This is a genomic window from Sphingomonas sp. AP4-R1 (genome assembly GCF_013113735.1).
Classification (GTDB): domain Bacteria; phylum Pseudomonadota; class Alphaproteobacteria; order Sphingomonadales; family Sphingomonadaceae; genus Sphingomonas_I.
Window position 1 is genome coordinate 3,838,183 of the sequence record NZ_CP053346.1, and the last position, 23,027, is coordinate 3,861,209.

22 protein-coding genes are annotated in these 23,027 nt (G+C 63.0%); 15 read left to right on the plus strand and 7 right to left on the minus strand.

Annotation, left to right across the window (positions count from 1 at the left end):
• Positions 1-67: 67 nt before the first annotated feature.
• The 4 genes from HL653_RS17500 (at position 68) to HL653_RS17515 (ending at position 3,930) form a co-directional block, all read left to right on the plus strand.
• Positions 68-748, plus strand: coding sequence for an alpha/beta fold hydrolase (locus HL653_RS17500; RefSeq protein WP_171745650.1), 681 nt, complete (start codon positions 68-70; stop codon positions 746-748).
• 24 nt (positions 749-772) lie between these two features.
• Positions 773-1,588 (plus strand): alpha/beta fold hydrolase, encoded by an 816-nt coding sequence (locus HL653_RS17505; protein WP_171745651.1) that lies wholly within the window; start codon positions 773-775, stop codon positions 1,586-1,588.
• A 29-nt stretch (positions 1,589-1,617) separates the two neighbouring features.
• Complete coding sequence (locus HL653_RS17510; protein ID WP_171745652.1) at positions 1,618-2,439, plus strand: enoyl-CoA hydratase/isomerase family protein; 822 nt, start codon at positions 1,618-1,620, stop codon at positions 2,437-2,439.
• A 249-nt stretch (positions 2,440-2,688) separates the two neighbouring features.
• On the plus strand, positions 2,689-3,930 hold the full coding sequence (locus HL653_RS17515) for a glycoside hydrolase family 105 protein (RefSeq protein WP_216599895.1): 1,242 nt from the start codon (positions 2,689-2,691) through the stop codon (positions 3,928-3,930).
• Positions 3,931-3,987: 57 nt separating this feature from the next.
• Here HL653_RS17515 and HL653_RS17520 read toward each other — a convergent pair whose 3' ends face one another.
• The gene (locus HL653_RS17520) at positions 3,988-5,100 is read right to left on the minus strand and encodes a cellulase family glycosylhydrolase (protein WP_171745653.1); all 1,113 of its coding nucleotides are present in this window, start codon (positions 5,098-5,100) and stop codon (positions 3,988-3,990) included.
• A 230-nt stretch (positions 5,101-5,330) separates the two neighbouring features.
• On the opposite strand from HL653_RS17520, the gene HL653_RS17525 reads away from it, so the two are divergent.
• From HL653_RS17525 to HL653_RS17550, 6 genes are all read left to right on the plus strand, one after another.
• Complete coding sequence (locus HL653_RS17525) at positions 5,331-6,071, plus strand: YafY family protein (protein WP_171745654.1); 741 nt, start codon at positions 5,331-5,333, stop codon at positions 6,069-6,071.
• A gap of 28 nt (positions 6,072-6,099) precedes the next feature.
• Positions 6,100-6,471 carry a DUF1330 domain-containing protein gene (locus tag HL653_RS17530; protein WP_171745655.1) on the plus strand — a complete coding sequence of 124 codons (372 nt, stop codon included), beginning with the start codon at positions 6,100-6,102 and terminating at the stop codon, positions 6,469-6,471.
• Between the two features lie 309 nt (positions 6,472-6,780).
• On the plus strand, positions 6,781-7,224 hold the full coding sequence (locus HL653_RS17535; RefSeq protein WP_171745656.1) for an RNA polymerase sigma factor: 444 nt from the start codon (positions 6,781-6,783) through the stop codon (positions 7,222-7,224).
• Positions 7,208-8,173, plus strand: a complete 966-nt coding sequence (locus HL653_RS17540; RefSeq protein WP_171745657.1) for a FecR family protein — start codon at positions 7,208-7,210, stop codon at positions 8,171-8,173. Before HL653_RS17535 ends, HL653_RS17540 begins: the two co-directional genes overlap by 17 nt.
• A gap of 90 nt (positions 8,174-8,263) precedes the next feature.
• Positions 8,264-11,422, plus strand: coding sequence for a TonB-dependent siderophore receptor (locus tag HL653_RS17545; RefSeq protein WP_253718129.1), 3,159 nt, complete (start codon positions 8,264-8,266; stop codon positions 11,420-11,422).
• 98 nt (positions 11,423-11,520) lie between these two features.
• Positions 11,521-13,122: an alkaline phosphatase gene (locus HL653_RS17550; RefSeq protein WP_171745659.1), complete on the plus strand. Its 1,602-nt coding sequence runs from the start codon at positions 11,521-11,523 to the stop codon at positions 13,120-13,122.
• A 224-nt stretch (positions 13,123-13,346) separates the two neighbouring features.
• On the opposite strand, the gene HL653_RS17555 is transcribed toward HL653_RS17550, so the two are convergent.
• Positions 13,347-13,925, minus strand: coding sequence for a PEPxxWA-CTERM sorting domain-containing protein (locus HL653_RS17555; protein WP_171745660.1), 579 nt, complete (start codon positions 13,923-13,925; stop codon positions 13,347-13,349).
• A 604-nt stretch (positions 13,926-14,529) separates the two neighbouring features.
• Between HL653_RS17555 and HL653_RS17560 the strand changes: the two genes are divergently transcribed.
• Positions 14,530-15,369, plus strand: coding sequence for an RMD1 family protein (locus HL653_RS17560; protein ID WP_253717004.1), 840 nt, complete (start codon positions 14,530-14,532; stop codon positions 15,367-15,369).
• A 93-nt stretch (positions 15,370-15,462) separates the two neighbouring features.
• Here HL653_RS17560 and HL653_RS17565 read toward each other — a convergent pair whose 3' ends face one another.
• Positions 15,463-16,011: a lipocalin family protein gene (locus HL653_RS17565; RefSeq protein ID WP_171745662.1), complete on the minus strand. Its 549-nt coding sequence runs from the start codon at positions 16,009-16,011 to the stop codon at positions 15,463-15,465.
• A 134-nt stretch (positions 16,012-16,145) separates the two neighbouring features.
• The gene (locus HL653_RS17570) at positions 16,146-16,952 is read right to left on the minus strand and encodes a transporter (RefSeq protein WP_171745663.1); all 807 of its coding nucleotides are present in this window, start codon (positions 16,950-16,952) and stop codon (positions 16,146-16,148) included.
• 71 nt (positions 16,953-17,023) lie between these two features.
• Here HL653_RS17570 and HL653_RS17575 point away from each other — a divergent pair, with 71 nt between their 5' ends.
• From HL653_RS17575 to HL653_RS17585, 3 genes are all read left to right on the plus strand, one after another.
• Positions 17,024-17,170: a hypothetical protein gene (locus tag HL653_RS17575; protein WP_171745664.1), complete on the plus strand. Its 147-nt coding sequence runs from the start codon at positions 17,024-17,026 to the stop codon at positions 17,168-17,170.
• Between the two features lie 150 nt (positions 17,171-17,320).
• A complete protein-coding gene (locus tag HL653_RS17580) occupies positions 17,321-19,141 on the plus strand; it encodes a sodium:proton antiporter (RefSeq protein WP_171745665.1) in 1,821 nt (606 codons plus the stop codon).
• 125 nt (positions 19,142-19,266) lie between these two features.
• The gene (locus tag HL653_RS17585) at positions 19,267-19,761 is read left to right on the plus strand and encodes an OmpA family protein (protein WP_253717005.1); all 495 of its coding nucleotides are present in this window, start codon (positions 19,267-19,269) and stop codon (positions 19,759-19,761) included.
• A 451-nt stretch (positions 19,762-20,212) separates the two neighbouring features.
• Here the strand turns inward: HL653_RS17585 and HL653_RS17590 are convergent, their stop codons facing one another.
• Entirely contained in the window at positions 20,213-20,482 is a 270-nt protein-coding gene (locus HL653_RS17590; protein WP_171742673.1) for a hypothetical protein, read from the minus strand.
• Between the two features lie 263 nt (positions 20,483-20,745).
• On the opposite strand from HL653_RS17590, the gene HL653_RS17595 reads away from it, so the two are divergent.
• The gene (locus HL653_RS17595) at positions 20,746-21,036 is read left to right on the plus strand and encodes a hypothetical protein (RefSeq protein WP_171745666.1); all 291 of its coding nucleotides are present in this window, start codon (positions 20,746-20,748) and stop codon (positions 21,034-21,036) included.
• Positions 21,037-21,622: 586 nt separating this feature from the next.
• Here HL653_RS17595 and HL653_RS17600 read toward each other — a convergent pair.
• Both HL653_RS17600 and HL653_RS17605 read right to left on the minus strand, forming a co-directional pair.
• Positions 21,623-22,378: an exonuclease domain-containing protein gene (locus HL653_RS17600; protein ID WP_216600045.1), complete on the minus strand. Its 756-nt coding sequence runs from the start codon at positions 22,376-22,378 to the stop codon at positions 21,623-21,625.
• Positions 22,379-22,465: 87 nt separating this feature from the next.
• Positions 22,466-23,026, minus strand: coding sequence for a hypothetical protein (locus HL653_RS17605; protein ID WP_171745668.1), 561 nt, complete (start codon positions 23,024-23,026; stop codon positions 22,466-22,468).
• Between the last annotated feature and the right edge of the window lies 1 nt (position 23,027).

Below are 23,027 nucleotides of genomic sequence, written 5' to 3' on the forward strand. Positions count from 1 at the left end.
GGGACAGCGCTTAAATCGGCACCACCGAAAGCGAGCGGACTTTCGCTCATTCCGTGGGAGCAAGACGATGGCGAAAATTTCCAACATCATTCTGGTTCATGGCGCTTGGGCCGATGGCTCAAGCTGGGTGAAAGTCCTGCCGCTGCTGGCGGCGCAAGGTATGACCGTGACGGCGGTTCAGCTTCCTCTCACGGCCTTCGACGCCGACGTCGCTGCGGTCCGCCGCGCGATTGCTCTGGCGGAAGGCGAGGTCGTCCTGGTCGGGCACAGCTATGCCGGCGCGGTGATCGGTGAGGCGGGCAATGATCCGAAGGTCGCCCGCATGGTCTATATCGACGCCTTCGCGCCCGATGCCGGCGAGTCCGCGGGTTCGCTGTTCGCCCAGTTCGAGACGGCGCCGCTCGCAGCCGAACTACGACCCGATGCCGAAGGCTTCCTGAAGCTGAGCCACGATGGTGCCTTCAATCTGTTCGCGCAGGATCTCGACGAGCGTGAGAAAGCTGCAGTCTACGCGACGCAGGGGCCCATCAACGGTGCTGCGCTCGGTGGTACACTGACTGCAGCAGCGTGGCGCGATCGGCCGGTCTTTTACATGATTGGCGATCAGGATCACGCGATCCCGCCCGTCGAGCAGGCGCGCATGGCAACGCGGATGAACGCGACCGTCATGCACGTCGATAGCAGCCATGTTCCGATGCTGTCGCAGCCGCAGGCGGTTGCCGACTTCATCCTGAGTGCTGCCGCCTGATCCGATATCCCGAGGAGACGCGCCATGTTCATCCGTTCGAACGGCATCGAACTTCATGTGCGGCAAAGAGGCGCGGGCGTGCCCGCTCTCGTCTTCCTGCATTATTGGGGTGGCTCCTCGCGAACCTGGCATCATGTGATCGAAGCCTTGGAGGCCGACTTCCGAACCATCGCCATCGATCAACGTGGGTGGGGGCAATCCGATAAGCCGAACAGCGGCTACGCGCTCGCAGATCTGGCGATGGATGCCATGGGTGTGATCGCGGCGCTGGGACTGCAACGCTATATCCTCGTCGGTCACTCGATGGGCGGGAAGGTCGCGCAACTGATCGCCTCCCAGAGGCCCGATGGGCTGAAGGGGTTGGTTCTGGTCGCTCCATCTCCGCCTTCTCCGCTCGGTCTACCAGGGGACGTGCGGCGAGCGATGGTAAGCGCCTATGCGACGCGTGAGAGCATCATCACGACTGTCGAGCAGGCGCTGGCCCCGGATGGCCTTGGCGCCGGTGATCTTGAGATGGTGATCGCGGACAGCTTGTGCGGTGTTCCGGCGGCGACCGAGGCATGGCCGCTTGCCACCAGCCAGGAAGACATCGCCACCCTGGTATCGCAGATCGAGAGTCCTACGATCGTCATCTCTGGAGAGAATGACCGCGTCGATCCGCCGGAGATTCTTCGGCGCGAACTTCTGCCTTGCATTCCGCAGGCACAGCTTCACCTGCTGCTGGGTGTAGGCCATCTCTCGCCGCTGGAAGCGCCGGGCGCAATCGCCAATCTTATCCGCACCTTCGCGCGTGCCGTGATGTCCGACCGCACTGCCCCGACATCCGCAACGGGCCGCTGAGCCGATACACTGAGCGAGGAGTCTATCCGATGCACGACTATCAAACTCTCCGACTGGAAGCCCAGGGCGCCGTCCTGTTCGTCAGCATCGATGCGCCGCCGATGAACCTGATCGGGCCTGAACTCATCCGCGATCTTGTCTCGTTGATCGAGGTGCTGGATCGCGGTGAGCCTTACCGTGTCGCGGTCTTCCGTAGCGCCGATCCGGACTTCTTCATCTCGCATGTCGACGTCACGAAGGTGAATGCCTATCGGGCGGAAGCGGCAAAGCTGACGGGTGAGGCTTCGATCGCGCTGCTGTTCCGCAGGCTTGCCGAGACGAAGGCAGTCACGATCGCCCAGATCGAAGGCCGTGCGCGTGGCGCGGGCAGCGAGTTCGTCCTCAATTGTGATATGCGCTTCGGCGCACGCGGCCGGGCGATACTCGCGCAGAATGAAGCAGGGTTCGGGTTGATCCCTGGCGGTGGTGGCGCGCAGCATCTTGTCCGCATGCTCGGGCGCGGCCGTGCGCTGGAGATCCTGCTGAGCGCCGACGATTACGACGCCGATCTGGCCGAGCGTTATGGCTGGCTCAACCGCAGCCTCGACAGGGACGAAATTGCACCGTTCGTCGCGACGCTCGCGCATCGCATCGCCCGCATGCCCGCCTCTGGTCACGTCATCGTAAAAGAGCGGGTCAATGCTATCTCGCTCGCGTCTGTCGAGGACTTCCGGCGCGATTCCGATCTGTTCGGTGAAGGTGTGACCCAGACCACCGCCCAGCGCCGCATTCATGATGCGATCGGACACGGATTCCAGTCGCGTGAGGCGGAAATTGATATGGGGAAACTGCTCGGAAATCTGCCTGATTGAAACCCCTTCAATCCCCGAGCTCGACGCAGCGCAGCTTCCGCGTCGGTGATACGTATCGGATTAACGAATGTCCGATTTCGGGAAGCCGAGAGAGGTTTTTGAACGTCCACAATTGGTCCTCACCGATGGAGCGGGCAGGGCGGCTTGCGATCAATTACCACGCTCATCTCCCATCCCCCGAGGCTCGTCCGCCGATCGCGGAACTGGATTTCGACGAATGTTGGCACGGGCCGAGTTGTATGACAAATAATGACCAAGGTGCGTGAACCCCGAAGGCCACACCGGATCGTGGACCATCGTGGCGCGCATCGATTCAACGAGCCTGATGGAGAGAACATGCTTGTGGACCGACGCTCCCTGATCGTTGCGCTTGCGGCTTCGGCGGCTGCCCCATCCATCCGGGCGCAAGCACCCGAGACCGTCTTGTCGGGGTGGCCCAAGGGCATGTCGCCGGGCGCAATCGGCAAGCGCGTCGCCGAACGTTTCGTCCGCATGCCCCACGGTAATGCGGATGGCGTGCAGCCGACCGGCAGCATCATTTATCCGGAAGGCTGCGCCTGGTACGGCGCGCTGACCTTCGCGAAGCTCAGCGGTGATACCGACCTGAGCCATCGTTTGGCAGCGCGTTTCGAGCCGCTGTTTTCAACCGAATCCGCCCTGCTGCCCACCGTCCAGCATGTCGATCCGTCGATGTTCGGGGCTGTCCCGCTGGAGCTGTATATCGAAACACGTGATCCGCGATATCTGGCGATCGGCAAGGCGATCGCCGATCGTCAGTGGGCCCCGCTGTCGTCCGAGCGCCTTTCAGCGCTCACGCCGGACGAGCGCGCCATCTCCGCAGAGGCCGTAGCCGCCAATCTGAGTCCGCAGACCCGCTTCTGGGTCGACGATATGTATATGATTACTATCCTGCAGCTGCAGGCGTTCCGCGCGACCGGCGATCCTGTCTATCTCGATCGGGCCGGCCGCGAGGCGGTCGCCTATCTTGACCGCCTGCAACAGCCCAACGGGCTGTTCTTCCACGCTCCCGACGTGCCCTTCTACTGGGGGCGCGGCAATGGCTGGTTCGCTGTCGGCATGGCGGAGCTGCTGCGGACATTGCCGGCCGGCGATGCAAACCGGGCAAAAATCCTCGTGCATTATCGCACGATGATGGCGACGCTGCTCTCCCACCAGGGCGAGGGAGGAATGTGGCGCCAGTTGATCGACCGGCCGGAATCTTGGCCTGAGAGTTCGGCCACCGCGATGTTCACCTTCGCCATGATTACCGGCGCCAAATCAGGCTGGCTTGACGGGCGATATGCCCAGGCCGGGCGCAAGGGCTGGCTGGCTCTGTGCGCCCGGATCAATGCCAATGCCGAGATCCCCGATGTCTGCGAGGGCACCAACAAAAAGAACGACTATCAATATTATATGGATCGAAAACGAAACACCGGCGATCTCCATGGTCAGGCGCCGATACTCTGGTGCGCAACGGCCTTGCTGGCCTGACGCGGCAGGCGGACAGACCGGCGGGTGGATTGCGTCCCACCAAGCCCCTGTCCCGCCTTACCCGCCTCCACGCGAGAGTGTCGTGATCAGCTTTACTTCGGCCGGGCGATAGGGCGTACCGTCAGTATGCAGAACATCGTGAAACCACAGGGTTGGTTCCTCCAGCACATAAGGTCGTTTCCAGCTGTCCCACGGCAGGCGCGTCTGCTCCTTGCCATCGACGAAGCCCCAATTGATCATACCGACCTTGTGGGCTTTGCCGATCGGCAGCGATCCGTCGAAGGTCGAGCCTGCACCGCGCGCCATATATTCGGTGCAAAGGATCGGCCGATCATAGCCCTCCAGCATGGCAATTCGTTTCTCGATCGATTCCGGCCAACCATAATCGTGGAAGGAAAGGATATCGGACTGGGCCAACTGGACCGCTTCGATCGGCCGGTGCGTGTCGGTCGGTGCCCAGGTCATGCCCGTCCAAAGGCCGCTGGTGAGGGGCTGGCTTGGATCGACTGACCGCGCCCAGGCGAACACGTGAGGTAGCAACGCGGTCACGAGGTCGGCCTTGTTCTTCGGCTGGCCCCGATATTGTTCGGCGGGATTGTCGGGTTCGTTCCAAAGATCCCAGCCTAGGATGCGCTCGTCCTTGGCAAAGGCCCCGATCACGCCCTCCACATAGGCCCTCAGCCGGGGGTGCTGTGCGCTATCCTGCAGGGCCGCAATGCCGGGCGACTGCACCCAGCCCGAATTGTGAACACCCGGAATCGGCGGATGCTGGGGGCCGAGCTTTGGCGCCGGATCCCAGCAGCTATCGAACAGGACCAGCAGCGGCTTGATATGATGCTTGGCGGCAATGGCCAGAAAGGTGTCGAGACGTGCCTTGAACCCCTCCCGATCCTGCGCCCAGAGTTGATCGTGGAGGAACACGCGCATCGTGTTCATGCCCATCTTCTCCGCCCAGCCCAGTTCCAGATCGATCCGGGCGGGATCGAACGTGTCAGCTTGCCACATTTCGAGTTGGTTGATGGCAGTCGCCGGCAAGTAATTGGCGCCGACGAGCCAAGGCTGCTTATCGTACCATGCTTGCGCCTGCGCTGGTACCCATCGATCACGTGCGGCCGCAGGAGAAGTAGCGAGGATCAAGGAAAGGATCGCGATCGAGATTGGCGTCTTCATGGCATATTCCCGACGATGGAGGGCTTTGGCGTGCGCGCGGCTGACCACGCTGAATTTCGAGCGCGCTTGGTGGCGGGTGCACCGCCTTGACCCTTCCGATATCCGCTACCGAATTTATGACCGCACGCTACCGAACCTATTCTTGCTAGTCGAGCGAACCAGCGCGGCATGGGTAGTGATGGAAATTTGCGCATCGTTGTACGAGCGCTGGTCGAAAGGCTAATGTGCGTATGCCGAAGACGAACCGACTTTTTGAGCTGATCGCTATTCTTCGCGCGCGCAGGAGGCCTGTCACAGCTCTCGATCTGGCGGGCGAACTGGGTGTCTCGCAGCGGAGCATCTACCGGGACATCGAGACGTTGCGGGGTGTCGGGGCCGCTATCGAGGGCGAAGCGGGCATCGGCTATTGCCTGAGACCCGGATTCTTCCTCCCGGAGCTCGCATTTTCGGTCGATGAGATGGATGCCCTCATCCTCGGTCTCGGTTGGGTGCAGCAACGCGCTGATCCTGCCCTTGCACAATCCAGCGAAAGTGCTTTGGCGAAAGTCCTGTCCGCCAGGAGCAACAGTATCGCGACAGGCGATGACACGCCGGCGCTTGCGGCGGCAGCCTCTGCGTCCGAGCGTGTGGACCCGCCACAGGGTGCAATGTTGCGGGATGCCATCCGGCGGCAGCGCAAGGTCGAGATCCACTATGAAGATGCTCAGGGCGTACCATCGGATCGCACCGTTTGGCCGATCGTCATTGTCTATTTCGACGATGTGCGCGTTCTGGCAGCGTGGTGCGAACAAAGATCGGCCTTCCGTCATTTCCGCGTCGACCGCCTGCAGGTGCGGTCCGTCTCAGAACAGCGCTATCCCGGGCGACGCAGATCGATCATCGCTCACTGGCAGCAGCAGGATCGCGACTGGCGCTCGCTCCTGACAGTTTCTGACACGCCGGCCGACTACGAGATGGCGCGAGCCCCTTGAGTTGGGTGCCGGATCGAAGGGAAGATGAATGGTCGCGTTGTCGCTTGCTGCCCTCGAGGCGTTCCTGACCGAACAGGACGAGACGCCCGTCGTGATGCTGAACCTCATCCGGTTTCAGCCAGACGGCGGTCGCGATCGATATCTGGACTATCTGAATATGGCCAAGCCGGTTCTTGCCCGGTTCGGTGCCAGGATCCTGTTCGGCGGCGATGGCCTGGCGGTTCTCACCGAAGGGGCCGGCCAGGGATGGGATGCCGTCGCACTCGTCCAGTATCCGCGCCGATCGGCGTTCAAGGACATGATCGCCGACCCGGAATATCAGGTCGCCTTCAAGGTCGGGGTGTCGGCCGTCGCTGACATCGTGCTGCAGCCCTTGAAGGCCATCGACGGGTTGGTTTGAATCGGGACGTCTTTTGCAAAGGTCCTGTTCCAAGGAACGTTGCAGCAACGCCGCGCGACCGAAAACCGGTCCTCCGGCCCGATGCTTCCGAAAAGTTTTAAATCCGTTCCGGGAGCCAGGAGAACGCATGGACAGCGAGGCCACGTCTGAGAAAACGTCGAGAAAGCGAGACCCTCAAACGCCTTAGCCGATCGTGCGAGCTGCAACCATTGTGTCAAAGAGCGGCTCTAAGGCGCGTGCGGGATGCGTATCGACAATTCGGAATGGGGCGCCAATCGCGTCGATCTGCTGCGTTACGTCGGCCGGCGGGTGGACGACCCCGCCGTTCGCGAGGACATCGTCCAGGAAGCGATCGCGAAGTTCTTCCTGTATCAGGCGAAATCCGGGATCGCGGTCACCAGCGTGAGCGGGCTGCTGCGTCGGATCTCGCTCGATCTCGCGCGGGATTATTATCGCCGCCGCCGCCGCTCGCGCGATGTGGAGCTGTCCGACGATCTTCCGTGCCAGGCGGCGAGCGCCCAACAGCAATTGGAGCAGCGCCAGCTGCTCGAGATCATCGTCGGTGTGGTCAAGGGAATGCCGCGCCTGCGCCGCGAGGTATTCTTTCGCCGTCGGCTGGAACGGCAATCTGCCCGCGAGGTGGCGGAAGCGCTCGGCATCTCCCCCGGCGCAGTGGATGCGCATATAGCTCGCGCCGTGCTTGATCTGCACCGGACGCTTGAGAAGATCGAGAAACGTGGCGGAACTCTCTGAGGATAACACGGTCGAGTGGCAGGCGGCCCAGTGGGTCGCCCGGCGCATGGGCGACGAGCCGTTCGACAAGGACGACTTCGACCGATGGGTGGCGGGCGATCCACAGCGGGGGCCGCTGTTCGACACGATGTGGGGGCGCATCGCCGCTCCGCAGGTGGACGAGGCGCTCACGGCCATCGTGCGCCGCCGTCGGTCGCGGCGCGCGGCGTTGGCGGGCGGCCTCGCCGTCATGGTCGCCGCGGTCGGAGGTTATCAGGCCTGGCCGATGCTCGAGCTATCCCTCACGGTGCCCCGTACTTATGTGGCGGCGGACCATGCGATCCGCGAGGTCGTTCTCGAGGACGGCACGCGGCTGACGCTGGCCGGCGGCGCCGAAGTCCGTGTCCGCTATGTCGGCCGTCGCCGGGACGTCGAGCTGACGCGCGGGACCCTGTTCGCCAATGTCGCGCGAAATCCCGACCGGCCTTTCCACATTACCGCCGGTGACGGCGCGATCACGGTGCTGGGCACGCGGTTCGAAGTCGCTTCGAAACCGGAAATGCTGCGCGTGACCGTGGAGGAGGGGCATGTCCGGTTTGGCCGCGATCGCTGGTTCGCCACGCCGATCGAACTGACGGCCAATCAGGCAGCCATCCTGTCCGCGCGGAACCTGCAGCGCACTGTCGATGTGAGTCCCCGACGCGGGGTGGCTCGCTGGCGCAGCGAATGGGCCGACTATCGGGACGCACCGCTGCAGCAGGTCCTCGATGATCTGGAAAGCGTGTCGCCGCTGCCGATCCGGATCGCCAGCGCGAAGCTTGCCGGGCTGAAGGTGAGCGGCCGCATCCGGCTGACCGATCCGGACCGTCAGATCGAGAATTTGTCGATCATCCATCACTTCACGGTCCGTCGGCGTGACGGTGAAATCCTGATTTCCGCCGCCGGGGCGGCGCCGTCGGAAAATATGTGAGACCGCAAAAAAAGTTCGTAAGATTTCGTCCCCGGCGGCGGCTTTCCCCCTGACCGTTACCGATCATTAAGGGGGGATCTCACCGTGTTCATGTCCAAAAGCCCGCTTCGCGCAAGCGTCGCGGCGCTCGCTCTGGCGCTCGGCATCATGCCAGGCGCCGCCCATGCCCAGCCTCGCGCCGGATTGTCCCTGCCGTCCGCAACCCTGTCCGCCTCGCTCGATGCGCTGTCCCGTGCGGCGAATGTCGAGATCCTGGCTGATCCCGCGTTGCTGCGGGGCAGGCAGGCGCCGGCCGTCCGTGCGGCGGCCGATGCCGAGGCCGCCCTGGCCCAGCTCCTTCATGGCACGGGTCTCACCTATCAGAAGCGTGGCGGAACCTTCCTGATCGTCCAGGGACCAAGCCCAGCGCCGTCGGCCACCGGCCCCCGGAGGAAGAGCGAACCGGCGATGGCCTCACATGCGCCGGAAGAGCCCGCGCTCGCATCTGTCCCGGACGACGAGGTCGTCGTGACGGGCTCCCGCATCGCCCGTCCCGAGCTGGAATCGGCCATGCCGGTCAGCGTCGTCAACATCGCCCAGGCGGAGCGCTTCGGCCGGACGACGGCCTATGATGCCCTGATGCGCGAACCGAGCGTTGGCGTGGGTATCGGCCCGACGAGTTCCTTCGGGCAGAGCTGGGATGCCGGCATATCGACCGTGTCGCTCCGCAATCTGGGCACGAACCGCAGTCTCACGCTCATCGACGGCATGCGGCGCGTCTCGGGTTCGGCGCAGTCTTCCGCCGTCGACCTCAGCATGATCCCCGGCGGCATGATCGAGCGGATCGAGGTCGTCACGGGCGGCGCCGCCGCCATCTACGGCGCGGACGCCGTCACCGGCGCGGTCAATGTCATCACCAAGCGCGACTATAAGGGCCTGGAGATATCGGCTCAGAACGGTGTCTCGACCTACGGCGACATGCGGCGCCTGACCGTCTCCCTCGTCGGTGGCGGGACGTTCGACGATGGTCGCGGCTCCTTCATCATCGGCGGAACCTACACCAAGAGCCCGGAGTTGGCGGACGCGGATCGATCCTTCGCCCGCAACTTCTCGATCTACCTCGCCAACCCGAAGAATACCGGCCCGAACGACGGCATTCCGGACCAGCTCCTGATCCGCAACTATGCCGGCATCTACATCTCGCCGGTGCCGACCTTTTATTATGGCGGCAACTCGTATCTTTATCAGAACGGGTCGCTGGTGAAGGGCACTTACGACACGCAGTATCTGACCGGCGAGTTCGGTGGCGGGACGGGGGGCACGACCTATCCCAACAACAGCACGCGCGGATACATGATCGCGCAGCAGCTCGACACCTTCTCCGCTATCTCGCGGTTCAGCTACGATCTGACTGATGCCATCCGCTACACGGGGCGGATCGATTATGGCGAGAGCAAGAGCGTCAACCGCGCCGAGACCTACCGCGACGACAGCCGTACCGTCTGGATGAATGGCGCGGGCGGCGCGGTCGCTTATCTGGACAATCCGTATTTGCCGGCAGCGGTCCGCCAGTTCATGGTGGCGAACGGCCTGACGAAGCTCGGCATCGATCGCGCCTATAGCAATGTGCCGAAGAAGCAGGAAATCCACGAGCGGCAGAGCATCAATCTCTACAGCGGGCTCGACGGCGGCATCGCCGGCCGTTTCAAGTGGAATGCCTTCTATCAATATGGCCGATCGCGCGACAATGTTGAGGCCTCCAACTACCCCTATCTTTCGCACTGGAAGGCTGCGCGCGACGCGATCGCCGATCCGGCCACCGGCCAGCCCGTCTGTCGCGATGCGGCCGCGCGGGCGGCCGGATGCATCCCCTTCGATATCTTCGGCACCGAAACCGTCACGCCGGCGCAACTCGCCTACATCACCGGCGGACGGATGGAGAAGCGCGTCAACACGCAGCGTATCTACGGCGCTGGCCTGACCGGCAAGCTCTTCGCCTTGCCCTATGGCGACCTTTCCTTCTCTCTTGGGGGCGAGCATCGCCGGGAGTCGCTGGTCACCCGCGATTCCGCCGCCGCCCTCGGCAACGAGCTGATCGGTCCGGGCCAGCTGGACAGCCATCCGGCGCTCGACGCCTCGTTCAGCGTTTCGGAAGTGTATGGTGAGCTGGTCGCGCCGCTGCTCCGCGATCTGCCATTTGCGCATCGGCTGGAGATCGAGGGCGCCTATCGCTACTCGAACTATAACACGTTCGGCGGCACCGACACCTGGAAAGGCGGCGCGACCTGGTCGCCCATCGCGGGGCTGACCTTCCGCGGGGTGCGCTCACGCAGCGTCCGCGCGCCCAATTTCGGCGAGTTGTACAATCCGCAGACCGTGTCCGTGACCGGCTCGATCCTCGATCCGTGCGGCCTGGGGCGCTACAGCAATTCGGCGACGCGCGCCGCCAATTGCGCGGCGCTCGGCATCAAGACGCCGCTTCCTGGCGTCTATTCGGATGCGCTGACGGTCACCGCGGGCGGCAATCCGGACCTGAAGCCCGAAACGTCGAACAGCCTGACGCTCGGCGCGGTGCTGCAGCCGCGTTTCCTTCCCGGCTTCAGCATCACGGCCGATTATTGGAACATCGATATCAAGAACGTGATCACCCAATATAGCTATCTGAACACGCTCAATCTCTGCGTCGATCTGCCCAGCATCGACAATCCTCTGTGCCGCCAGGTCACGCGTGGGCCCGACGGCAAGGTCACGCAGGTCCGCACCAATCAGCTGAACGCATCGCGGATGCGGGCACGCGGTATCGATTTTGGCGCGGATTATCGTCGCAGGATGGGCCCGGGCGAGCTCGGCATCACCTTCAAGGGCACCTATCTGCTCGAACGGCTGGTGCAGACCACGCCGGGCATCGCCGCCGGCGATGTGGCCTATGATGGCGGCTATACCGACCCCCGCTTCAAAGGGTTCCTCACCGTCAGCTACGACGTCGGCAAATTCAGCGCCGCCGTGGACACACGCTTCATCAGCGCTGCGCTTTACTATCCAGACGCGGTGTCGGTCGAATATGTCGACCAGAACCGCATTCCGTCGCGGACCTACAACGACATCTCCGTCATCTATCGGATCAATGACGGGCTGAGTTTCGGCGTCGGCGTCAACAACGTCTTCAACGTCGAGCCGCCTATCTTCCCCGGGCTCGAGTCCGGCGGGAGCGGCCGATACGACGCGATCGGGCGCTACTTCTTCGCCTCGTTGAAGGCCAAGATTCGATAGCCTGACCAAGGCGCTGCGGCCGGGCGCTATCGTCCGGCCGCACATTCTTTCCTGGATATGCTTGGCCGCGCGCGCAGGCCTCGGAAGGTAGAATTGTGATGACGCTGGATATCGATCGCCGGACTTTCATCGCCGGCACCGGGCTTGCGCTCGGTGGGCTGCTGCTTCCGTCGCGGCTTTTGGCCACCTCCTTCGCGACGGGTTTTACCCACAACGTCGCGAGCGGGGAGCCTGGCCAGGACTCAATCCTGCTGTGGACCCGCTATGTCGCTGCGGCCGGCGATCACCCGGTCAGTCTGGACGCGGAGATTGCGCTGGATCCGCAGTTCGCCCGCATCGTCGGGGGCGGGGCCGTGCAGACCGGTGCTTACCGCGACTGGACGGCCAAGCTGCTGATCGACGGCCTCAAGCCGGGAACGACCTATTTCTACCGCTTCATCGCGTCCGACGGCACCAAATCACCGGTCGGGCGGACACGCACGCTGCCGGTCGGGCGCGTCCCGCGTTTTGGTGTCGCGGTCTTCTCCTGTTCGAACGCGCCGGTGGGCTGGTTCAACGCCTACGGCCATGCCGCACGCCGCACTGACCTGGATCTCTGGTTTCATGTCGGCGATTATATTTACGAGGGCGGCCCCTCGCGTCCGCCGCGGCAGATGGAGCCGGCCTACGAGCCGATCAGCCTCGCCGACTATCGGCTCCGTTATGCAAGCTACCGCGCCGATCCCGATCTGCAGCAGCTGCACCAGACCGCGCCGATGATCGCGCTGTGGGATGATCACGAGGTGGCCGACAACAGTTGGGAGGGGGGTGCCAACAATCATCAGCCGGCGACCGAAGGCAGCTGGGACGCACGCAAGAGCGCGGCGATGCAGGTCTATCGGGAGTGGATGCCGGTTTCGGACGAGCCGTGGAAGGCCTATCGGATCGGGGATCTGGCGACGATCTACCGCACAGAATCGCGCCTGCTCGCGCGTACGTGGCATCCGGAGCCCGACGATCTCATGGCGGGCGGCGATCCTGGCGCGGCGCTCAAGGCCTATCGCGACGGCGCCTGGGCCGCTCCGTCCGGGACCCTCCTGGGATCCGTCCAGGAAAGCTGGATGGCCCATCGGCTCAAGGCCGATGCACGCGAGACGACGTGGCAGCTGGTCGGGATGGGCACGAACGTGGGCTCGGTCCTCATGTCGGAGAAGGCGCTGGGTTGGCTGGCGCCCAACGCGCCCGCTGCTGTCGTCAATGCGATCCGGGTTGCGGCCACCGCGCATTCGCTCGGCATGCCCTCCCTGTTCGATAATTGGGGCGGCTATCCGGCCGCGCGCTCACGTTTCCTCCGGTCGGCGCAGGCGGCCGATGCGAACCTCGTCATGTTGACCGGCGACAGCCACAATGCCTGGGCTTTCGACCTCGCCGAAGACGGCAGGCCCGCCGGCGTCGAGTTCGGGGGACATAGCGTCACCTCGAACGGGCTGGAGAAGATCTTCACGCCGGATGCCGGGCTGGTCGCACGGCATCTGGCCGCCGCCTCTCCCGAGCTGCGCTGGGCCGATACGAGCCGGCGCGGATATATGATGATCGACGTCACGCCGGCCGCTGTCACCGGGGAATGGCAGTTCATGGAGACGATCAAGACCCGGAACGCCACCGTCGCAGCGACGCATCGCATGACGGTCGAGCGGGGTCGAAAGCGTTTTGCTGCGTAGGGGACCGTGGGCTTCGGTGCTCAATCGAGGCGTATGGCAGGCGGGCCGGGATATTTGAAAGTGGCCATGCTGGAAATGAACAGGCGTCCGCTTTCCCAGTCATTCGGTGCCGATCTGAACGGCAGGTTTGGCCTTGTCACCGTTGCGAAGCTTACGGGCAGCAAGCATCCAACGTTCGGACGGGGTGTGGCCGGATCACGCTCCCACGAAATCCGGCCTGTCGCTCATGCGGGACGGACGATCGACAATCTGCGACGGCGGAGCGCTCCCCCGGTCAGACCGAAGCCCACGACGAGCATCGCCCATGTCGCCGGCTCGGGCACTGACGCCGGAAGTTCTCCCGTCGAAATCGAGCCGAGCGGCGTATCGTTGTAAGCAAATTGAACGAGGCTGGAGCCGCCTGCCTGGGCATAGCCATAATAGGTCTGCCCGCCGGTCATGAAACGCAGCGCGATCGAGGACAGGCTGGCCGAGTAAGGGATGGATTGCGTGCCGGTCTGCTGGAAGAACTGACCGAGCGACAGCTGGTCCGGAACCAGAACGTCGATCTGCAGCGGGTCCGGGCTGTTGGGTGAGAAGAAACCATTGCCGTAGACTTCCCCGGTGCCCGTCATCGACACCGCGACGGTGCTGAGCCCGTTCGGGCTGTAGCTGAACGTATAGCTTGCATCGGAACCGATGTTGACCGTGTATGGGCCGGACGACAGGTCCACATCTGTTGCCAGACTGACCACGGCTGCTTGGCTTGGCAGGGATGCGAGCAGAGTCAGGGCGCTGGCGGCTGCCAGGTGAAGTCGCTTCATTGGGGTTTCCCTCTTGATACGCCTCCCCGGCGCTCGGGACTTGAGCCATCGCGCTAAGTCCGTCAAAGCATTAATGTTTTTTTAACCATGCAACTTTTTGATATTCCTTACGTATCCGGTCGGATAACTGACTATACGACGCGATTTTCGTCGTTTCCCAACATCCGGTAGAGCAAGAAGTCATCGGCCGGCATCGCCGGAGACAGGGGATCTGTTTCCACGATCGCGCGACATTCAGGCAGCCCGTCCATCAGGGGGACCGCCGCAATAAATAGAGATGAACCGGTGCTCGATGTTGGAAAGTTGGCGAGACGGATTTCATCACCGGCTTTGGGCTTTGCCGACCGTAATGCCGAGGCGTCGGCGAACCAGCGCCCGTACGGCGGCTTTAGACTGGACCGCGGGTGCGATCGATCGGAACCAAGCGAAGTCCGGCGATGCAGCTCGCTACAAGGGGACATCGCGGAATGACGTGCGTTATGTATTCGGCCTCAGACCTTTTCTTGAAAGCGTCAGGCCGCTGACAGCGAAACGTCGCCGCCGACTGCTGTGTGGTTGTGCTGCATAGTGGGAGCATGGCGGCTTGACGAAGGAGACTATGCTCGTGACCGACACGCAGGCCCTGCGTCCGACTGGCGTGCCAGAGGCGCTCGTCGCCCCACTGCCCGGACGCGGCGACCAGATCGAGATGCGTGCACATCTTCTGGGCACGCGCATCGACATGCGCTCGCTTGCCGGATTCGGCGATCCTGAGACGGTTGAGCTGCAGGGCGCGGGGGCCTTCGTCTTCCGCTACGGTGCCGTCGTCCTCGTCGGCGCAACGCCCGCGGAAGAGGCGCGGATCCTGGCGCATGTCGCGCCGCATGCCGTCGATCCGCCGGCCAGCCCCGAGATCGAAACGGCACGCATCGAACTACGTGACGACGGCGAGGAGACCGTATCCGCCGATGGACGCATCCGGCTGCGAGAGGCGACGCCCGAGCGGCTGCTGCTCGCCGCTACGGTTCTTGCGCGCTCCGTGGTCCTGGCGCGAGACGAGATGCGCATCGAAGACGCTTTCGACCGGATCGAGCCGCTTCTCACTGAAATGCGGGAGCACGGTCGCGCTCACCTCCCCATCCGTCAAATCATGCGCCAGATCGGCAGCGTCCTGTCCGCCCAGCATCGTGTCGTCGGTCGCGCCCGCATCGGCGAGAAGCCGGATCTGCTCTGGGAGCATCCGGAGCTCGACCGTCTCTACGGACGCCTCGAGGCCGAATACGAGCTAGGCGACCGCACGCGCACCATCGAGCGTAAGCTCGAGATGCTCGGCGATTCTGCCGAGTGGTTGCTTGACCTGGTTCAGGACAAGCGCTCGTTGCGTCTCGAACTGTCCGTTATCGGGCTGATCGCTTTTGAAGTGGCCATCGGCCTCTACGAGATTGCGTCTCGCTGGCCGCACTAGAACCACCATCATCAATCGAGCGGAACAGCGTCGGGGCGCCTCTGCTTGTTAGGGACGGGGACAATGTCTCAGAGACCTGATGGGATCAGTCGGTCAGGACTGGCGTGTCATGCGCAGAAGCGAAAGGTCATAGCCCAGTTGGCGAGTTCTCTCGAAGATCGCGTCTCGCATTTCCAAAGACGGATGATCGTTACGGCTCAGCAGCCATAGATAGCGACCCGATGGCTCACCGACGATCGACCAGGAATAATCGTCGGCACGATCGAGGATCCAATAATCGCCGACATAAAAGGGGCCAAAGAACGAAACCTTGAGCCGGGCGCCATGGCTGCCCTCAATCCGTTTCGCGCGGCCTTTGATCGATTTTATCGCACCGCCTGCCCCACGGGAGGCATTCAAGACATCGACGAGCCCATCATCACGGAGAGTGTAGCGGGCAGTGACGTAATCGCAGTCCTTCTCGAACCGGTTCTCATACCGCGCCAGCTCGTACCAAAGTCCAACATATCGATTGAGATCGACGGGCTTGGCGGGGCGAGGAACCTTGGGGTTTCCCACCGGGCCGAGCCGCGACCAATGTCGGATACCGATTACGCCGGCGAAGCCGATACCCGCCAAAGCGATGATAGTGGATCGTTTCATAGGCTGCGAACTTTCGCCCAACCGAGGGGTTCCACGAGACAGGCACACAAGCTCTTCTGCCAATTCAAGCATGGGGGAGGGGGCATGCTGTCAGACCGACGCATCTGGCCAGGGCCTTGTTCGACCTTTGAACTTCAAAATTTATGAGTGACACCGAACGACAGTTCAACGTCGGGCGTGTTCCGGTTGAGACCGGCGACAGCCTGAACATCCAGCTGAGTCATCTTGGCGGGCTGTACGTCGAAGGACAATGCCGCGTTGCTCATCGTCACATGGTGTTCCGGATCATTGTCGCGCACGAACTGAAGCTCCGGGGTCAGGCGCATGTGTTCGTTGAGGTGGACCTGGACGCCCATCGCCGATCCATAGGCGAAATGGCGCCCTGAGCCGCTCTCGTTCACGGCGGCCTGCACTTCAGGGCTGAATTCCAGCGAGACCGTGTCGTCGAACTTATAACTGGCCGGGACGATCAGTCCGCCGCCCCAGTCGCCGTCGCCGACATCCTTCCGGCCAGCTGGTAAGGTCGCGTAAGGAAGCAATGCGATCGCCAGCCCCGTTCGCCCCTCAGCGGGATGACGTAGGTTCTGCTTCAGGCTGAGCGTGACGTCGCCAATCCCGCCGCTACGATCAATTTCGCCCGTGTCTCGATCACGGTTACGAACATGGCCATAAGCCGTCCATCCGAACCGCACCTCTGTAGTCGCGCCGACACCGTAGCGGAGCAGCATCTGGCCTGTCTCTATTCGGTCTTCTCGTTGGTCGGACTGGCGGTTCATCGTCCAGTCGCCCAGCCCCAATTCGATCTGAAGGTGGCCCGGATCGACGGTGCAAGCAGGTGTGTTCAGGCCTGGCCGTTCACTGCACAGTTCGCGGAGTTTGAGCTCCTCGGAGAGCGCGGGCGAGCCAGCGAAAAGCATCAGGCTTGCGACAATCCGTTTCATGAAGCCCCTTTATTTCTGGATCGCGATTAAGCGGCCGGATCGGAACTTCGTTCCGACCGGAAGACAGTGACATGTGGATCGAAGTAGCGAGCCTCGATGCGGCGGCGGGACTGAATGAACCAGCGACCAGCGGTAAAACGGAAGTGTACATCTCGACGTCGGCAGAGCCGAGCGGGGATGGCGACATGGTGCCTGCCAAGCTGTCTCCGATCGTCTGAGCCGCACGCGAGGAGTGGGCGCTGCAGCCAACTGGGGCTGCCATGCCCCAGATGGCTTCGACAGAAGCCGGCCACCTTCCATCCCGCTCCCGGTGCAATTCGGCCCTTCGTTCGCTTTCGCCTGAGAAATCGGACGGCTAACGCCCGCGGATGGAGCAACAAGCCCTCGTTATCGCGCTGATCGGCGCACTCGGCATCGGCGCACAGTGGATCGCCTGGCGGACGGGTTGGCCGGCGATCGCACTGATGCTGGTGGCCGGGGTCGTAGCCGGGCCCGTCACCGGCCTGATCGTTCCCAAGCAGACGTTCGGCGCCCTGCTCGAGCCGGTCGTCTCCATCGCAGTCGCGCTGATACTGTTCGAAGGCGGTCTCAGCCTCAATCTGCGCGAGCTGCGCCGCACGGATGGCGCGGTCACGCGGCTGCTCGTGCTAGGCGTGCCGATCGGTTGGGTGCTAGGCGCACTCGCCTGCTATTATGTCGGCGGTCTGGTGTGGCCGGTCGCCATCCTGTTTGCGGGCATCATGGTGGTGACGGGGCCGACGGTGGTCTTGCCGTTGCTGCGGCAAAGCAACATCGCTGCGCGGCCCAGGGCGATCCTGAAATGGGAAGCGATCGTTAACGATCCCATCGGTGCGCTGTGCGGCGTGGTGACCTACGAATATTTGCGTCGGGTGGGGGAGGGCGGCACGCTGGCGAGCGTGGCGATGTCGCTGCTGGCGGCCAGCATCGTCGCCGGGCTGATCGGCTGGCTGTCCGCCAAGGCGGTCGGCTGGGCTTTTCCGCGCGGCCATGTGCCGGAATATCTGAAGGCGCCGGTCCTGCTCGTGGCGGTGATCGGCGCGTTCGTGATTTCGAATTTGATCCAGCAGGAAACGGGTCTGCTGGCAGTAACCGTGATGGGCGTCGCGCTGGCCAACATGCAGCTGGATTCGTTGCGCGATATCCACCCCTTCAAGGAGAATGTCACCGTTCTGCTGATCTCGGGCGTGTTCGTGCTGCTGTCGGCCTCGCTCAACCTCGAGGTGATCCAGCATTTCGAATGGCGCTTTCTCGCATTCCTGGCGGCGCTTCTGCTGCTGGTCCGGCCGGCGACGGTGCTGCTCAGCCTCGCATTCACGCGCGTCCCCTGGAACGAGCGGCTGCTGATCGCTTGGATCGCGCCACGCGGCATCGTGGCGGTGGCGATCTCGGGTCTGTTCGCGCTGCGGCTCGACCATCTCGGCTATAGTGACGGGTCGATCCTTGTCACTTTGTCCTTCTCGGTCGTCGTCGCGACGATTGTGGCGCACGGCTTCTCGATAGGGCCCGTCGCGCGCCTGCTGAAGGTAACCGGCGCGACCGAGCGTGGCCTGCTGATCGTGGGAAGCACGTCGTGGAGCCTTGCGCTGGCCGGCCAGCTGCGCCAGCTCGATGTCCCGGTCACCGTCTGCGACACGAGCTGGCAGAGGCTGTCGCCGGCCCGCAACGCCGGCATCCCGACCTACCATGGCGAGATACTGGCCGAGGCGACCGAGGATCGGCTGGACCTGTCGCAATTCGAGATACTGGCCGCGACGACCGATAACGAGGCTTATAATGCCCTGGTCTGCAACGAATTCGCGCCGGAGGTCGGTCGCGACAACGTCTATCAGCTCGGCAGCGGATCGGATGAAGAGGATGTCCGCGCCTTGCCGGCATCTTTGAGAGGTCGCGCGCTTTTCGAAAGCGGGCACGGCGTGGAAGAGATTGTCGCGCGGGAGCGGCAGGGTTGGGTTTTCCGGAAGACCCGCGTGACCGAGCAATTCGATTTCGGCGCCGTGAAAGCGGATCTGCCCGATGAGGCGGATATGCTGCTGCTGATCCGGAAGGGAGGCGGCCTTCGCTTCTTCTCGCATGCCAGCCGGCCGACGCCACAACTTGGCGACACGATCATTTCCTACGTCCCGCCGAGCGGCACGAGCGGGCGGGGAGGGACAGGAGAAACCGTATGATGCGCAATCGAACAGCATGGATCGCGACGATAGGATGCTTGGCGGGATGCTCTCCATCGTCGGTTCGGAACGAAACGGAGCCATCGGCACGGGTCGCGAACGCGCAAACCGGAGTCGATGACGTCGTGCCCCAGGAGGTGCCTGTGATCGTGGCAGAGGCGCATAAATCGATCCTTCGCCCCGAGATCGTCGCGCCCGAGCCGGCGCCGCCGATCCTGCCGCTGGATGCGGTCGTCTCGTTCGGCGCATCCGGTCTAAAGCTGGACGACGCCGGGCGTGCGGTGCTGGATGGCGCGCTCGTCAGCCCCGCTTTTCTGGCGGGCGGTCCGATCACGCTACGCGGGCACAGCGATACGCGCGGTGCCGATGCCGACAATCTCGCTGCCTCCAGGAAACGGGCCGAAGCCGTCGGCGCCTATCTTGTCGGGAAGGGGGTACGCCCCGATCGGATCGATGTCGTAGCCCTTGGCGAAACCCGACCGATTGCTCCGAACGCTCATCTCGATGGGACAGACGATCCCGAAGGCCGAGCCAAGAACCGACGAGTCGATGTTGTTATCTCTCTGCCTCCTGTCCAAACAGAGGCGCCACGGACGGCAGAGAAAATGGGACCACCCTAGTGTCTGGGCATCTTAATCATCAGACGATGATTAGAGGCCGCGGTCAAATAGAGACTCTGAGCAGCTTTTTCGGCAAGGTGAATGTCGCGCAGGCCAAGACACATAAAGCGACGCTGAAAGAGATTTTCGCTGGTGCTGGATCACATTACGCCCATGAACGTTCGGGCAAAAATGGAAAGCCTTACTGCCAAACTTCGACGAGCTCAGTGATAGCATTTCTGCTATGCGCTCCCGTGTCGAAGGTGCAAATCTCTTAAGCAATGGATCGAGATTTGTCCGCGTCCAGCGGAGGGCGGCCCCCCAGTCGGTTGCGCGCCTGCTCTCTGCCTGAGTTAAAAATTGTCGGCTTGGTCGCAGCGCCACAATTTGAAGATGAACGAGAGGCAGAATTTGCAAGACGCGGGCTGAATCGCAAATGGCCTGTTCTGGCTTCTTACGACCCTGTTCGCCATTAGCTGTCCACGAAAGGGCCTACAATGATCACACCTGCGGCTCGCAACTGGGCCGCGAGGCCATCCGCCTTTTTGCGAAGCGCGTCGGGCAAGGGCGCCCCAATATGACGATCTGACAAATCCGCCTGTTCGCCATTGCCGTAGACTCGATCAAGATAATATCCGGCAAGCTGGTAATGAGCTTTCACGACCGCTGGTTGAACCGCCTGCTGAGCCAGTTTCAGCTCGGTTTCGGCGCGTTGATAAAAGTAGGCTTTGTCTTTTTCCATGGGCGGTGTCAGCTCGATCGGAGCGGCGGATTAGCGCTCCGCGACAGGACCGGCAATCCCGGCAATCCGACCACAGCGTGGCCGGCAACAAACGATCAATCTGCCGAAGGCGTTACGTGCTGCTGGCAGGCTTTTGTGGTGGCGGCTGCAGTCGTTTCGCAACGGAGGCGTCCCGCGATGAACCGCGGGCGTTCTCATCAGTTGGTCCGCCACCGGCTATCAAAAAGATGGGTCGGCTGAGGTCCTTCGGAGGCATTCCGGTCATGAAAAACATCCGCAGTTCGTTCATCCTAGTGGCAGGCGCCGCGCTTTTGACGGCTGGTCCGGCGCTGGCGCAAACCACACACCAGACCAAGGTCGATACAGATACCAGCGTGTCGAACGGCGTTGCCACGACGACAACGACGCAGACCCACACCACAAAGCGCACAACCCGGCAGCCGAAGAAGGTTCTGGGTGTAAAGGTTGGTCACAAGACGGCGGTTCATCAGACGGTCAAAAAGACGTCTGTCAGTACCAATGGCGACAGCAGCACGACCGTGAAGACGAAATAAGGCGCCGCATATTGTCATCGACGGATGGGGCCATCCCGATCAAGACGTCCCGTCCGTCGTGGGACAAGATGGCCCTCTCAGGCCATTGCGATGACGCGGGTGCGTCCGAATTTCGTCGTGCCTCTACTCTCTGGAAATCCAGGCGTGGCTACATTCTAGAATGAGCTGGCGCCGAGCGGACGGCTCTGCGAGATGAGCCTCTACGGCCACACGGTCGTCTTTGGGCAGTCTGCGCAGGATGTCCGAAACGCTGCGACACAGCCCCGATCGCGCTAAATCATAGGCGTGTTTGATCGCCGCATTTGTCACCATCGCAATATTTCATCCCAAGAGGCCAACGAACCAGAAAACTCCAGGCATCGGTCGCGGGTACCGCATAGCCTGTTGATCGGACGTTTGGCATAACGCTTTCGGCTCCCAAAAGCCGCGCTCGCCACCCAGCCTCTGTCGCTACCCAAGACGCTCGCCGAATCCGTTGCAGGTCGCGCTGGGGAGGGGGCTGCCGTCGTTACAGCCACGAACCGACAGCAAGTCCAGGCTCGACTACGGTATCCAGCCGACGTCTCGGCGCATAACAACGGCGCGGCTAAAACAACCGGCCCTGCCTGGGCGCCTCCTGCCCCGGGGGCTCGTCGTCAAGCCTGCTCCGCAACGCGTGCTCCGCTGAAAAACGGAGGTCTTCGTCGCGATCGGATAGAAACCGCCTGAGAACATCATCGTGGAGCTCGCTCCAATATTTCCCGCGATCAGGGCCTGCCGGGACCCGTGGCAGCAGGCCGGGTAGGCCGCTCCATTCGATCAGTCGCTCCAAACCCGCTTCGTTGAGCATGTCGCGAAGATGATGGGCGGTGACATAAGCGTCCGGCATGGCGCGGTGAACGGGCAGCCCCGTCGCGCGGTCAAGGCCCTGCGGCATACGCCAATAGCGCAGCACCTGATTGGAAAAACTGGGACTATCAGGCCAAAGCCGAAGCGCACATTTCCATGTACAGATCCATGTCGCCCCGCCCGACAAATGAGGCGTACAGAAGCGCTGTTCGAACGAGGCTCGATGCGTGGCCAGAGCGATGGCGCCGCCTTCGGGTCTGAGCACGCACGGCGCAATCTCCTTCCAGAACGGCGCTCCCACGACATCGTCATCGACAATGTGATGCACGGCCATGGTCACCGCCGGGATCGGGCGACCGGGATTGACCAGCACGGCACCGCGATCATCATTGACCGACCAGAGACCGTCTTCCCCCAGCACGACATCCTGCCAGCCGATCTCACACACGTCATGCGCAGGCGGACGAGATCCGGTGGTTTCCAGATCGATGACGCGAACCCGGGTTTTAGACATGCCGTCAATATGGGGCGCCAAGCTCTCGAATGCTCGTGTCACCATGTGCGGTCGGGGCGGCTGGGCGCCGCCCCGGATTGGGTCGATCTAGCCGCGCGATGGCATCACGGACGGGGCTGGGCCAGCCGGCGAAGCCGGCGCCTGATCACCGTCCATGTCGGACGGGGGCGGGGGGGCGTCGGGACCGTCCTCCGGTCCGTGCCGCGGGCGACGGTGGTCATGAGCGTCATGCGGGCCGCCGAGCGGTCCCAGAGCAATCACCCTTGCGTCGGGCCCGACGAGGAATGCAGCCCGGACGAAACCCTCGTCGAACCGGCCCTGCACCGTCACCAGTTCGCCTTTTGTGACGAGCTCTCCGTCCTCGCCCTCTCGGCCGGTCTCGACGAGGGCGCGGCCGCTCTGGTCCTGCACGATGAACTTGTTGCCGTAGATCTCGGCGACCTGTCCCTTGATCGTGACAATCTGTTCCGACTGTAGCGATCGGATGGCGACAGGGGTGGCTGGCGCCATCGCGACGGATGGGCGCGTCGCATGCATGGCAACCGCCCCTACGCTGCCACCGACGGCGAGAAGGGCGATGCCGGCCACCGCCGCTGCGGCCTTGCCGCGCCATCTGCCGACAGCCACGTGGTTTTCGATATCGGGCACT